Below are 12,367 nucleotides of genomic sequence, written 5' to 3' on the forward strand. Positions count from 1 at the left end.
ATCATGGGTGACGTGGTCGCAGGCGGTTTTACCGAAACATTCCACAGATCGGCCGACGGGCTGAGGCTTTACGCGCGCGACTACCTGCCGGCGGATGCCGGCCCCGGCAGGCTGCCGGTCGTCTGCCTGCCGGGCCTGACGCGCAATGCCCGCGATTTCCACGAACTCGCATTGCTCCTGTCGCGACACGCAGCCTTGTCGCGGCGCGTCATTGCGCTCGATTATCGCGGACGCGGCCGCTCCGACCGGGACGACAACAAGGCGAACTACAATCCCGCCGTCGAATGCGGCGACGTGATTGCCGCCTGCGCCGCTCTCGGCATCGCCCGCGCCATCTTCATCGGAACCTCGCGCGGCGGGCTCATCCTGCATCTCATGGCGGCGATAAAGCCGGACCTGCTCGCAGGCCTCATCTTCAACGATATCGGCCCGGTCATCGAGCCGGCCGGGCTGATGGCGATCAGGGACTATCTCAACCGCGGCCGCCAACCGCAAAGCTGGAGCGAGGCCGTCGATATGCTCAAGGAGAATCACGGCGCTGCCTTTCCCGCACTCGCGCCCGCCGACTGGGAGGGCATGGCGCGGGCCATCTATCGGGATGAGGCGGGCATGCCCGTCGCCGACTACGACAGCGCCATTGCCGAGCAGCTGAAATCGATCGATTTCGGCAATCCCCTCCCCGACCTCTGGCCGCAATTCGAAAAGCTGGGCTCCGTGCCGCTGCTGGTTATCAGGGGCGAGAATTCCAACCTTCTTTCGCAAGAGACGGCGGCCGAGATGAAAAGGCGGCATCCGGGGATGATGCAGATCACCGCGAAGGGCCAGGGACACGCACCGCTTCTGCATCTTGCAGACATTCCGGAGGCGATCCATGCCTTCGTGAGCAGGCTCGACTGAGCCGGGGCGAAGGGTTCGCCGCGGAATTCGCCCTTTCCAGACTGCCGAAAAGCCCCGGCCGCCGGCACAAACGAAAAAGCCCGGCTCGAAAGCCGGGCTCTCCTGAATGACCGAAGTCAGATCAGATTAGAATGCGCGCTGCAGGCGGAAGAAGCCTGAGGTAACGTCGTCAGCCTTTTCCGGATCCAGATACTGAACCGAAACCTTGGCAGAGAAGTTGTCGACGATCTGGTAGTCGATCGTTACGCCAGCCTTCCAGGCATCGTTGTCCGTGAAGTCGTTCTTCGAAACCTTCGAGTCGTAGCGGTTTGCATAGTACTGGACAGCCGGAGTGATCTTCAGCTTGTCGGTAGCCTTGATGGCGTACTCGGCAGCGATAGCCCACTCAGAAGCTTCGTAGTACGAGTTCGGGTCGGAGGAGTATACAGCAGCGAGGCCGAGGGTGCCCGGACCAACAGCAACCGTACCCATAGCGCGGACAGCGCCTTCTTCGTTGTCGGTGTCGTAACCACCAGTGACCTGATAGGTAAACGCACCAGCCTTACCGCCGATACCGAAGGCTACGCCCCAGTTGTTGGCAGTCTCGTCCGAATTGTAGTGACCGTCTTCCAGCTCATCGAGGCTGATGCCAGCGTAGAAGGAACCGGTTTCGTACTGATAACGGATCGAGTTATGCAGAGTCTTCGGCGAGCCGATGTCGTCCGTTTCGCCGGAGAGACCATCGTCCCACCAGGAGTAGAACAGACCAGCGCGGAAGCCAGCGATGTCGAGGTAAGCCGAGTCGAGCTGGGTCTTCTGAGCCGAAGAGTTGTCGGCGTTGGCCTGGATAACGATCACGCCGGTGAGCGGGCCGTATTCGGTGTCGCTCTTAGCCGTGAGCTGAACCTGGCCGCGGGTATAGGCATCCCAGGAAGAGTCGTTTGCAACGGAAGAACCGTCAGCGCTGTTGGCGCTTGCTTCCGGACCAGCGTTGACCTGGAAACGGATGTAACCGTTGATCTTCAGGCAGGTTTCCGTGCCCGGGATGTAGAAGTAGCCGGTGCCGTAAGCGTCGCAGACGCGAACGTATTCAACCGGTTCCGGCTCGGCTGCAACGATAGCGTCAGCAGCCTGAGCGCCGGAAACTACTGCCAAAGCGGCAGCAGAGCCGAGAAGAAGGCTCTTGATGTTCATAATGACCTCCAATTCAAGTTTCGATCGGAGGTAAGATCACGTCTTGCGACGTTTCCCTGCCTTACCCCCGGTGCTTTAGAAGTCGGGCGGTCAGGCCCTTGCTTCCGAGGCTGAAAATACAAGACGGCGGCTGTCACGCAATCACCAACTTGTGTTCAGGCGGGGTTTACGAAAGCCTTACCGAAACCCTGTTGCTGAAAGGCCACAAATTGGGCAGCGGGGCCGCCGTTTGTTTAGGCTTCATTAAGAAAGCGCTTATTTTCCCGCTATTTATTGGGTTTTGCGAAGGGACGGCGCGCGCCGCTGTGCCAAATCGGCACCACTTTTGCGCCTGATTCTTGCTGTTCGGCACGATCGGCAACCGCTCGGGCGAGCCTGCTCGTCCTTCGAGCCGAAACCGATTTCAGTTTTCACGCGGGTCGGAACCGTTGATTCCCGCAGGCGATTCGGCGCGCGAAAGGGCCGATTCCGGCGTCCGCAGCCGTTGCGCGGATTAACGCGCGATCCGCGCTTCGCCTCCAACCGGCCGGCGGAGCGGATCGGGGCATTGCCTTGCGGGCGGCGATTGACGCCGAATTCCTCACCTGTTAGAAAAATCTTACAGGTGTTATAAATTTTTAAGAGAGGGCCGATTGAGGAGCCAGGGAGACCGGTTGCTGGAGATGCTGGCCGCGCTCGCCAACCCGCACCGCCTGCGGATCATGGCAGCGCTCCATGCGAACGGCCGCACCTATGTCAGCCAGCTTGCCCGCGAGATCGGCATCAGCCGGCCGCTCCTCCACCTTCACCTGCGCAAGCTTGAGGAGGCCGGCCTCGTGACCAGCCAGCTCGAGCTTTCCAGCGACGGGAAGGCACTCAACTTTTTCCAGACAGCGGCTTTCGATGTCGCGCTCAATCCGGCTGCCATTGCCGATGCGGCGCGCTCGCTGAGCCCCTCCTCCAAGACCTCGGAACCTTGAAAGGACCTCCCATGGCCGATCGCACCAGCATATTCTTCCTCGTCACGGTCCTCTTGCTCGCCGTGATCCTGCTGATCTTCGCAATGAAATATGTCACCGGCGCGCGCACGGCGCGCCTGCGGATCGCAGACGAGGACGCCTATCGCGATCTTGCTGCGCGCGCCGTGAAGTCCCAGGAGGAGAGTGCCGCCGCGCTGGCGGCCCTGCGCGGCAGCATTGCCGACATCCAGGGCCGCCTCGAGCGGGTCGAAAAGGTCCTCAGGGAGGTCGAGTGATGCTCTCGGCCGCCCGAACCGAGGAACTGTCGCAATTGCGCAGGATGCGCGCCGTGTCGCTGCTGGAGGGGACGACGCTTCTCCTGCTCGTCGGCGTGGCCGTTCCTCTCAAGCACCTTGCCGGCTACCCGATCGCAACCCGCCTTATCGGCCCGGTCCACGGCATCGCTTTCGTTCTCTATGTCTGGATGCTCATCCAGACCGTATCGATGGGCGGGTGGTCGCGCGGCGAAACGGCCCGGATGGTGCTTGCGGCCTTCATCCCCTTCGGGGCCTTCCTCAACGAGCGGGCACTGGCGCGGCGCCAGTCGGCCCTTGCCGATTCGAACTGAGGGCGCAGGCGATGGACTATCTCTGGCTCAAAGCCCTGCACATCGCCGCCGTCGTCACCTGGATCGGCGGCATGCTGGTCGCGGCCGTGAGCATTGCGGCCGTGACCGAGGCCCGGGGCCAGCAGGAGATCGCGATCCGGTCTGCCTTGCTGGAGCGCGTGCGCCGCTGGGACCGGCGCGTCACGTCGCCGGCGATGCTGCTCGTCTGGATTTTCGGGCTGACGCTCGCGTTGACGGGCGGCTGGTTCCCGCAGGTTTGGCTGCTGGCAAAGCTCACGCTTGTGCTGCTGCTCTCGGCGCTTCACGGCGTCCTGTCCGGCAGGCTGCGCAGGCTCGCGCACAGCCAGGAGCCTGCTCCCCCGGCCCTTCTGCGCCACGCCGGCGCGGCGGTCGTGATCGCGACATTCGTCATCGTCGCGATCGCCGTCACCAAGCCGTTCTAGAACTGTTTTCACCATTAGTCAGGCAATTGCGGCGCGGTTGCCGGGCAAGCGGGGCGGCCAAGCGTGCGGCATGGCCCTTGCCTGCGCCCGCTACAGCGACATGTTGCCATCAGGCGCCGCGCCATGGGAGGGCCACGATGAGCAGATTTCGGATTATCTTGATCGGCGGCATGCTGATCGGCCTGACCACGCTGGTTTCGGCCTGCACGACGCAGCGGCCTGCCAATAGCCCCGACTTTCAATACCAGCCCGGGGACTCCGTCAATCCCGCGTGCGCCGACGGCTTCAGGCCGACCAACGCGCTTTCCTGCAGCTATTGAGGCGGCAAGCCGGATCGGCGAGACCTTGCCGTTCAAGTCGATGAAGATGATGCCGGCTTTGATCGGAGCGGGTTTTATTTTCCGGCAGTCGCCGGGTCGGGCACTTGGGAAATGGCGGAGAAGATGGGATTCGAACCCACGATACGCTTTTGACGTATACTCCCTTAGCAGGGGAGCGCCTTCGACCACTCGGCCACCTCTCCGGTGGGAGCCCTGATATGGGTATTCGCCCATGCAATCAAGCTTTTTTTGAAGTTTTCACATGTCCTTTCCATGGAGCGCAGATGCCGCGCGGCCGTGCCGGAGGGAAAGCGCCTGCCGGCCCGGCCGGGCCGGCTCGGCCTTAGCCCAGCAATTGCTTCAGATCGGCGGCGGGATCGGCAAGGATCGCGCGGTCGGGATTGATGCCTGATTCCAGCATCTTCTTGCCCGTCACATAGGCCTTGGCATCGTTGATGGCATCGACGGCGATCAGCCGGCCCTCGCGGAAATACCAGACCGAGCTTGCGCCTTCGCGGGCGCCGGGGCGCAGCAGCGTATCGTCATAGCCCATGTTGAAGCCGGCGATCTGCAGCTTCACGTCGTACTGATCCGACCAGAACCAGGGCTTCGGGTCATAGGGTTCGCTGCCGCCGGCGATGACGGCGGCCGCAGCATCGGCCTGATCGACGGCGTTCTGCACGGATTCGAGCCGGATGCGGCCGCCCTGCCAGGGCAGGCTCGCGCAATCACCGGCCGCAAAGATCGACGGGTCGGACGTGCGGGCGAATTCGTCGACGATGATGCCGTTGCCGACGTCGAGGCCGGCATCCTTGGCGAGAAGATCGTTCGGCACGACGCCGATGCCGACGATGACGAAATCCACCTCGATCGTCGTGCCGTCGGACAGCTCGGCGCCCGTCACCCGGCCGTTGCGGCCGACGAGATGCTTGAGGCCGGTCTTTTCGCGAATCGTCACATCATGGCTCTTGTGGATGGCGCGCATGATGTCTGCGGTTTGCGGGGCGGCGACGCGCTGCAGGATGCGGTCGGCCATTTCGATGACGGTCACTTCGAGGCCGAGATGGCGGGCGACCGCGGCGGCCTCCAGCCCGATATAACCGCCGCCGATGATGAGCACGCGGCGGCCGGGGCGCATTTCCGCGGCCAGAAGATCGGCGTCGCGCTTGTCGCGGGCGACATAGACGCCCTCCAGGTCGCCGCCGATGGCCGCCGGCAGGCGCCGGGGCGTGGAGCCGGTGACGATTGCCAGCGTGCCGTAATCGAGCACGGAGCCGTCCTGCAGCAGGACCTGCTTCGTTTCGCGCCGGATCTGCTCGGCCCAGGTCGACAGGCGGATCTCGACATTATTGTCGGGATACCAATGTTCGGGACGGAACAGCAGGCGGTCGAAGGACATTTCGCCGAGCAGGTATTTCTTCGACAGCGGCGGGCGCTGGTAGGGAAGCACGTCTTCGGCGCCGATCAGCGTGATCGGCCGCGTATCCTTCAGCGCACGCAGCTTGGCTGCCAATGCGAAGCCTGCCTGCCCCGCGCCGATGATCACCAGTCTGTCCGTCACGATCTCACTCCCGAATTTCAGCCTTTCAACAGGGACAAGGCCTATCCCCTGCCCCAGGCGCCGTCAACGCAAGCGAGGGTCCGACCTCAGCCGATCTCGATCCAGCGGCGCTCATGGAAGGACTGTGCCATGGCATGAACCGACTTCTCTATCCTGAGACCGTCTTCGAATGTCACGATAGACGCCGGCTCTCCCGAAATCGCGCGGATCAGCTCGCGGCATTCGATGATCTTCAAGTCGTTGAAGCCGAGGCCGTGGCCGGGGGCCGGAATGAAGCGATCGTAGGGCTGATGGGCGGGGGCTGCCAGTATCTTGCGGAAGCCCTGCTCGGAGCCGCGCCCTTCGGCCTGATAGAGCTCGAATTCGTTCATGCGTTCCTGATCGTAGAGAATGGAGCCTTTCGAGCCGTAGATCTGCAGCGCGATGCGGCCCTTGCGGCCCCAGGCGGCGCGGTTGGCCATCAGCACGGCGGAGATGCCGCCGCCAAGGCGCATCAGCACGTTGGCCGCATCGTGATTCTCCACCGGCCGGCGGCCGCCTTCCTTCAAGGGACGATCGGCATAGGGCCTGACCATATCGGTGGCGACGGCTTCGACATGGCCGAAGAGATACCAGAGCAGCGAGAGCGGATGGACGGCGAAATCGTCGAGCGCGCCGTAGCCGGCCGCAAGCTCGCTCTTCCAATAGAAGAGCGCGTCGGGATCGGCCATGAAATCCTCGTCCATTTCGACGCGGATGTGGTTGACGGCGCCGATCGCGCCTTCGCCGACCAGTCTCTTGATATGCCGCATGAGGGGGTTCTGGATATAATTGTAGCCGAGCACGGCCACCTTGCCGGATCGCCTTGCCACCTGCAGCATGCGCTCGGCATCGGCATAGGCAGGCGCCATCGGCTTTTCGCACCAGACATGCTTGCCGGCCTCGAGCGCGGCGATCGCCATTTCGGTGTGGAACTGGTTGGGCGTGGTGACGGAGACGACATCGACGTCCGGATCGGCGATCAGCGCCCGCCAGTCGGCCGTCGCCTTCTCGAAGCCGAATTCGCCGGCGCGGGCGCTTGCCAGCTCGGCATTCGCTTCGGCAAGATGGACGAGGCGCGGGCGCTCGACATCGCCGAACACCGTTTTCACCGCGTTCCATGCCAGCGCATGGCACTTGCCCATATAACCGGTGCCGATCAAACCGATGCCGAGTGGCTTCATGTCAGGGTCTCCTCCTCAAATCCGCAGGATTTTTGGAATATTTGGATCATTTTGACAAGCTGGCCCTGATGCATCATTTCGTCCCGCCCCTTGTAAAACTGTCCAAAACCCTTGATTTTCAGCCTATTAAAAACAATTAGGCGGCTTCGCGGAAATCGTTTATGCTCCGAATTATGGAATATTTGTTTCATCTTCTGAGCCGCCAGCATGGATAGTGACCCCCAGAGAGCGCGGGTGCCGCGCGATTTCGAAAGCCTGCGCAGTACGATCATCGAACGGAAAGCAAGCATGCCGAAACGGCTGGCCCAGGTCGCCGCCTTTGCGCTCGCCAATCCCGACGAGATCGCCTTCGGCACGACGGCAAGCATTGCCGCCGCCTCGGACGTGCAGCCCTCGACGCTGGTGCGCCTTGCCCACCATCTCGGCTACGAGGGCTTTTCCGACCTGCAGAGCATTTTCCGCGAACGGCTGCGCGACCGGACGCTGAGCTACGAGGAACGCCTCGTCACGCTGGAACAGTCGGGCGGGGACGACGAGGATGCGACGCTTCTGACCGGCTTCATCTCGGCCGCCAGCCAATCGGTGAACCGGCTTGCGGCCACCGTGCAGACCGATACTTTCGCCAAGGCGGTCGATATCCTGGCGGCTGCGGAAACCATCTACCTCATTGCCAAGCGGCGCTCCTATCCGCTGACGGCGCACATGACCTACGCCTTTTCCAAGCTCAACATCCGCCACCAGATCGTCGCCTCGCCGAACGGCGTCGATCCGGAAATGGTGCAGTTCGCCACGCCGCGCGACGCGGCGATTGCGGCGAGCTTCTCGCCCTATGCGGCCGACAGCCTCAACCAGAGCCAGGAACTGGCCGATCGCGGCGTGCCTGTCATCGCCATCACCGATTCGGCCTTTTCGCCGCTGGCGGCCTGCGCCACGCACTGGTTCGAAATTGCCGAGGCCGATTTCGCCGGCTTCCGCTCGCTCTCGGCCTCCATGGCGCTGACCATGGCGCTGCCGGTTGCCATTGCCGAGCGGCGGCGCAAATTGCAGCATTCAAAACCCGTAAAGACCAAAATGGAATAAACATTCCGAATTGACAAAGAGACGGAACCGATGTTTCATTATTCAAAATTCGCGGACGGTCCAGGCCGCGTAAAAATCTAGCGGGAGGACATGATGGTACAATCGAATCCGGGCGAACAGCCGGAGCCGACGCTCGACGTGATCACCATTGGCCGCTCTTCCGTCGATCTCTACGGCCAGCAGATCGGTTCGCGGCTGGAAGATATCGGTTCGTTCGCCAAGTCCGTCGGCGGCTGCCCGGCCAATATCGCCATCGGCACGGCGCGGCTCGGGCTGAAATCGGCGCTGATTACCCGCGTCGGCGACGAGCAGATGGGCCGCTTCATCATCGAGCAGTCGGCGCGCGAAGGCGTGGAGACGAAGGGCATCAAGACCGACAGGGAGCGGCTGACGGCGCTGGTGCTGCTCGCAGTCGAGGCCGAAGGCGTCTCGCCGATGATCTTCTACCGGTCCGACTGCGCCGACATGGCGCTCGACGGAGGCGATATCGACGAGGATTTCATCCGCTCTTCGCGCGCCGTGCTGGTTTCGGGCACGCATTTCTCCCGCCCGAACACGGAGGCCGCCCAGCGCAAGGCGATCCGGCTTGCCAAGGCCAACGGCCGCAAGGTGATCTTCGACATCGACTACCGGCCGAACCTGTGGGGCCTTGCCGGCCATGCCGAGGGTTTCGAGCGCTACGTGAAGTCCGACCGGGTTTCCTCGAAGATGAAGGAGACGCTTCCCGATTGCGACCTCATCGTCGGCACGGAAGAGGAAATCCTGATCGCGTCGGGGGCCGACGACGTTCTCGGCGCGCTGAAGGAGATCCGCCGCCTGTCGCCCGCGACCATCGTCCTGAAGCGCGGGGCGATGGGCTGCATCGTCTATGACGGCCCGATCAGCGACAATCTCGAAGACGGGATCGTCGGCCAGGGTTTCCCGATCGAGGTGTTCAACGTGCTCGGCGCCGGCGACGCCTTCATGTCCGGCCTGCTGCGCGGCTGGCTGAAAGGCGAGCCGCTCAAGACCTGCGCGACCTGGGCGAATGCCTGCGGCGCCTTTGCCGTTTCGCGCCTGCTCTGCTCGCCGGAATATCCGACCTGGGCGGAGCTCGACTTCTTCCTGAAAACCGGCAGCAAACATCGCGCGCTGCGCAAGGACGAGGCGATCAACCACATCCACTGGGCCTCGACCCGCAAGGGCGATATCCCGCTGCTGATGGCGCTTGCCATCGACCATCGTTCGCAGCTGACAAGCGTGTGCGACGAACTCGGCGTCGACTACAAGCGGATCGTCGCGTTCAAGCGGCTGGCGGTGGAAGCCGCCGCCCGCGTCGCCGACGGCCGCAAGGGCTACGGCATGCTGATCGACGAGCGCTTCGGCCGCGACGCCTTTTTCGATGCGGCCAAGAAGGATTTCACCTGGATCGGCCGGCCCGTCGAGCTTCCCGGCTCCAAGCCGCTGCGTTTCGAATTCAGCCAGGATATCGGCTCGCAGCTGGTGGAATGGCCGCTCGGCCATTGCATCAAGTGCCTGTGCTTCTACCATCCGGACGATCCGGCCGCGCTGAAGAGCGAGCAGCAGGAGAAGCTGCGCACGCTCTTCGAAGCCGCGCGCAAGGTTGGCCGCGAGCTATTGGTGGAAATCATCTCCAGCAAGAACGGGCCGCTGACCGACGATACGGTCTCGACGGCGCTCGAGGAACTCTACGCGCTCGGCATCAAGCCCGACTGGTGGAAGCTGGAGCCGCAGGCGTCTGCCGGCGCCTGGAAGAAAATCGATGCCGTGATCGCCAGAAACGATCCATGGTGCCGCGGGATCGTGCTGCTCGGGCTCGAGGCTCCCGCCGACGAGCTGGTGAAGGGTTTCGAGGCGACGCTGGCCGCCCCTTCGGTCAAGGGTTTTGCGGTCGGCCGCACGATCTTTGCGGAAGCGGCGCGCGGCTGGCTTTCGGGCAGGATCAACGACGAGGAAGCGATTGCCGACATGGCCGGCCGCTTCAAGCAATTGACGGAGGCCTGGCTGAAAACGCGCGGGCTTAACTGAGGATTAAACCCATCCCCAACCCCTCCCCACAAGGGGAGGGACTGAACCTGAGGCGGCGCCTCATGTCACAAGCAAGCGTTCTTGCGGATGCGAGGGTGTCATGAAGTGCGGAGAGCCGGCGGGTTAGCCCCTCCCCCTCGCGGGGAAGGGTTGGGCGGGAAAACAGATAGAGCGAAGGTTCGGGAGGACCCGATGGGCAAGACAATCCGTTTGACGATGGCGCAGGCCGTCGCGCATTTCCTCAAGAAGCAGATGACGATCGTCGACGGCAGGAAAGTGCCGATCTTCGGCGGCGTCTGGGCGATCTTCGGCCATGGCAACGTGGCCGGCATGGGCGAAGCGCTCTATCAGGTGCGCCAGGAACTGCCGACCTATCGCGCCCATAACGAACAGGGCATGGCGCATGCGGCCATCGCCTATGCCAAGGCGAGCTTCCGCCAGCGCTTCATGGCCTGCACGACCTCGATCGGCCCCGGCGCGCTGAACATGGTGACGGCGGCCGGTGTCGCGCATGTCAACCGCATTCCCGTGCTCTTCCTGCCCGGCGACGTCTTCGCCAATCGCGCGCCCGATCCGGTGCTGCAGCAGATCGAGGATTTCGGCGACGGCACGGTGTCGGCCAACGACGCCTTCCGCCCGGTCTCGCGCTATTTCGACCGCATCACGCGGCCGGAGCAGATCATCACGGCCTTGAAGCGCGCCATGCAGGTGCTGACCGACCCGCTCGATTGCGGCCCGGTGACGCTGTCGCTCTGCCAGGACGTCCAGGCGGAAGCCTTCGACTATCCGGAGAGCCTGTTCGAAGAAAAGGTCTGGACGGTGCGCCGTCCGCAGCCGGATGCCGACGAGCTTGCCAATGCGATTGCGCTGATCAAGGCGTCGCAGAAGCCGGTCATCGTTGCCGGCGGCGGCGTGCTCTATTCGCAGGCGACCAGGGAGCTTGCGGCTTTCGCCGAAGCGCACGGCGTTCCCGTCGTCGTCACTCAGGCCGGCAAGTCGGCGATCGACGAGCGCCATGCGCTGGCGCTCGGCTCGGTCGGCGTGACCGGCACGTCGGCGGCCAATGCGATCGCCGAGGAAACCGATCTGGTGATTGCCGTCGGCACACGCTGCCAGGATTTCACCACCGGCTCCTGGGCGCTCTTCAAGAACGAAGGCTTCAAGCTGCTCAGCCTCAACATCGCCGCCTATGACGCGCTCAAACATGACAGCCATCCGCTGGTGGCCGACGCGCGCGAAGGGCTGAAGGCGCTCTCGGCGGGGCTCTCCGGCTGGAAGGCGCCGGCAGCGCTTGCCGAAAGGGCAAGGAAGGAAAAGGCCGTCTGGATGGAGGCCGCCGCCAAGGCGATGGGCACGACCAATGCCGCCCTGCCCTCCGACGCGCAGGTCATCGGCGCGGTCGCCCGCTCGATCGGCGGCGAGAAGACCACGCTGCTTTGTGCGGCCGGCGGCCTGCCGGGCGAATTGCACAAGCTGTGGCCGGCCACCGTTCCCGGCAGCTACCATATGGAATACGGCTTCTCCTGCATGGGTTACGAGATCGCCGGCGGCCTCGGCGCCAAGATGGCGCATCCGGACAAGGAGGTCGTCGTCATGGTCGGCGACGGTTCCTACATGATGCTGAATTCCGAGCTTGCCACCTCGGTCATGCTCGGCCTCAAGCTCAACATCGTGCTGCTCGACAACCGCGGCTACGGCTGCATCAACCGCCTGCAGATGGCAACCGGCGGCGCCAACTTCAACAATCTCCTGAAGGACGCCTATCACGAGGTCATGCCGGAGATCGATTTCCGGGCGCACGCGGAAGCGATGGGAGCGATCGCGGTGAAGGTTTCCTCGATTGCGGAACTGGAACAGGCGATTGCCGATTCCAGGAAGAACGACCGCACCTCGGTTTTCGTGATCGATACCGATCCGCTCATCACCACGGATGCCGGCGGCCACTGGTGGGATGTCGCCGTGCCGGAAGTCAGCCCGCGCGGCGAGGTCAACAGGGCGCACGAGGCCTATGTCAAGGCGCGCACCGCCCAGCGCGTCGGCTGATCCGCTTGCTGTCATTTTCCGCAGGGGCGGCAGCGCTCCTGCGCACTTTATTTG

Annotated in this window: 12 protein-coding genes and 1 tRNA gene; 9 read left to right on the forward strand and 4 right to left on the reverse strand. The window is 63.4% G+C overall.

Annotated features, from left to right (window positions below):
- Positions 1-3 precede the first annotated feature (3 nt).
- Complete coding sequence (locus ACFPWW_RS28620; protein WP_377314531.1) at positions 4-897, forward strand: alpha/beta fold hydrolase; 894 nt, start codon at positions 4-6, stop codon at positions 895-897.
- Positions 898-1,023: 126 nt separating this feature from the next.
- Here ACFPWW_RS28620 and ACFPWW_RS28625 read toward each other — a convergent pair whose 3' ends face one another.
- Positions 1,024-2,070, reverse strand: a complete 1,047-nt coding sequence (locus ACFPWW_RS28625) for a porin (protein ID WP_377314533.1) — start codon at positions 2,068-2,070, stop codon at positions 1,024-1,026.
- Positions 2,071-2,732: 662 nt separating this feature from the next.
- On the opposite strand from ACFPWW_RS28625, the gene ACFPWW_RS28630 reads away from it, so the two are divergent.
- From ACFPWW_RS28630 to ACFPWW_RS28650, 5 genes are all read left to right on the forward strand, one after another.
- A complete protein-coding gene (locus tag ACFPWW_RS28630) occupies positions 2,733-3,029 on the forward strand; it encodes an ArsR/SmtB family transcription factor (RefSeq protein WP_377314637.1) in 297 nt (98 codons plus the stop codon).
- Between the two features lie 11 nt (positions 3,030-3,040).
- Positions 3,041-3,304, forward strand: a complete 264-nt coding sequence (locus ACFPWW_RS28635) for a hypothetical protein (RefSeq protein WP_377314535.1) — start codon at positions 3,041-3,043, stop codon at positions 3,302-3,304.
- On the forward strand, positions 3,304-3,636 hold the full coding sequence (locus ACFPWW_RS28640; protein WP_377314537.1) for a DUF3817 domain-containing protein: 333 nt from the start codon (positions 3,304-3,306) through the stop codon (positions 3,634-3,636). The genes ACFPWW_RS28635 and ACFPWW_RS28640 overlap by 1 nt, the downstream gene beginning before the upstream one ends.
- A gap of 11 nt (positions 3,637-3,647) precedes the next feature.
- The gene (locus tag ACFPWW_RS28645) at positions 3,648-4,079 is read left to right on the forward strand and encodes a CopD family protein (protein WP_377314539.1); all 432 of its coding nucleotides are present in this window, start codon (positions 3,648-3,650) and stop codon (positions 4,077-4,079) included.
- A gap of 137 nt (positions 4,080-4,216) precedes the next feature.
- Entirely contained in the window at positions 4,217-4,399 is a 183-nt protein-coding gene (locus ACFPWW_RS28650) for a hypothetical protein (RefSeq protein WP_113497783.1), read from the forward strand.
- 112 nt (positions 4,400-4,511) lie between these two features.
- Here the strand turns inward: ACFPWW_RS28650 and ACFPWW_RS28655 are convergent.
- From ACFPWW_RS28655 to ACFPWW_RS28665, 3 genes are all read right to left on the reverse strand, one after another.
- A tRNA-Ser gene (locus tag ACFPWW_RS28655) sits at positions 4,512-4,602 on the reverse strand.
- A 140-nt stretch (positions 4,603-4,742) separates the two neighbouring features.
- Positions 4,743-5,960: an NAD(P)/FAD-dependent oxidoreductase gene (locus tag ACFPWW_RS28660; RefSeq protein WP_112567248.1), complete on the reverse strand. Its 1,218-nt coding sequence runs from the start codon at positions 5,958-5,960 to the stop codon at positions 4,743-4,745.
- Positions 5,961-6,046: 86 nt separating this feature from the next.
- Positions 6,047-7,162: a Gfo/Idh/MocA family protein gene (locus ACFPWW_RS28665; protein WP_377314541.1), complete on the reverse strand. Its 1,116-nt coding sequence runs from the start codon at positions 7,160-7,162 to the stop codon at positions 6,047-6,049.
- Between the two features lie 207 nt (positions 7,163-7,369).
- Here ACFPWW_RS28665 and ACFPWW_RS28670 point away from each other — a divergent pair, with 207 nt between their 5' ends.
- The 3 genes from ACFPWW_RS28670 to iolD all read left to right on the forward strand — a co-directional run bounded on the left by ACFPWW_RS28670 (position 7,370) and on the right by iolD (position 12,313).
- A complete protein-coding gene (locus tag ACFPWW_RS28670; protein ID WP_112567255.1) occupies positions 7,370-8,242 on the forward strand; it encodes a MurR/RpiR family transcriptional regulator in 873 nt (290 codons plus the stop codon).
- A 93-nt stretch (positions 8,243-8,335) separates the two neighbouring features.
- Positions 8,336-10,270 (forward strand): bifunctional 5-dehydro-2-deoxygluconokinase/5-dehydro-2-deoxyphosphogluconate aldolase, encoded by a 1,935-nt coding sequence (locus ACFPWW_RS28675; RefSeq protein ID WP_377314639.1) that lies wholly within the window; start codon positions 8,336-8,338, stop codon positions 10,268-10,270.
- A 192-nt stretch (positions 10,271-10,462) separates the two neighbouring features.
- On the forward strand, positions 10,463-12,313 hold the full coding sequence (iolD, locus tag ACFPWW_RS28680; RefSeq protein WP_377314543.1) for a 3D-(3,5/4)-trihydroxycyclohexane-1,2-dione acylhydrolase (decyclizing): 1,851 nt from the start codon (positions 10,463-10,465) through the stop codon (positions 12,311-12,313).
- Positions 12,314-12,367 lie beyond the last annotated feature (54 nt).

The organism is Rhizobium sp. GCM10022189, from assembly GCF_042656325.1.
Taxonomy (GTDB): Bacteria; Pseudomonadota; Alphaproteobacteria; order Rhizobiales; family Rhizobiaceae; genus Rhizobium.

Bases quoted from the DNA above. Each gene is read 5' to 3' on its own strand.
- ACFPWW_RS28620 (WP_377314531.1), top strand. From the start codon at position 4: ATGGGTGACGTGGTCGCAGGCGGTTTTACCGAAACATTCCACAGATCG.
- ACFPWW_RS28625 (WP_377314533.1), bottom strand. From the start codon at position 2,070: ATGAACATCAAGAGCCTTCTTCTCGGCTCTGCTGCCGCTTTGGCAGTA.
- ACFPWW_RS28630 (WP_377314637.1), top strand. From the start codon at position 2,733: ATGCTGGCCGCGCTCGCCAACCCGCACCGCCTGCGGATCATGGCAGCG.
- ACFPWW_RS28635 (WP_377314535.1), top strand. From the start codon at position 3,041: ATGGCCGATCGCACCAGCATATTCTTCCTCGTCACGGTCCTCTTGCTC.
- ACFPWW_RS28640 (WP_377314537.1), top strand. From the start codon at position 3,304: ATGCTCTCGGCCGCCCGAACCGAGGAACTGTCGCAATTGCGCAGGATG.
- ACFPWW_RS28645 (WP_377314539.1), top strand. From the start codon at position 3,648: ATGGACTATCTCTGGCTCAAAGCCCTGCACATCGCCGCCGTCGTCACC.
- ACFPWW_RS28650 (WP_113497783.1), top strand. From the start codon at position 4,217: ATGAGCAGATTTCGGATTATCTTGATCGGCGGCATGCTGATCGGCCTG.
- ACFPWW_RS28665 (WP_377314541.1), bottom strand. From the start codon at position 7,162: ATGAAGCCACTCGGCATCGGTTTGATCGGCACCGGTTATATGGGCAAG.
- ACFPWW_RS28670 (WP_112567255.1), top strand. From the start codon at position 7,370: ATGGATAGTGACCCCCAGAGAGCGCGGGTGCCGCGCGATTTCGAAAGC.
- ACFPWW_RS28675 (WP_377314639.1), top strand. From the start codon at position 8,336: ATGGTACAATCGAATCCGGGCGAACAGCCGGAGCCGACGCTCGACGTG.
- iolD (WP_377314543.1), top strand. From the start codon at position 10,463: ATGGGCAAGACAATCCGTTTGACGATGGCGCAGGCCGTCGCGCATTTC.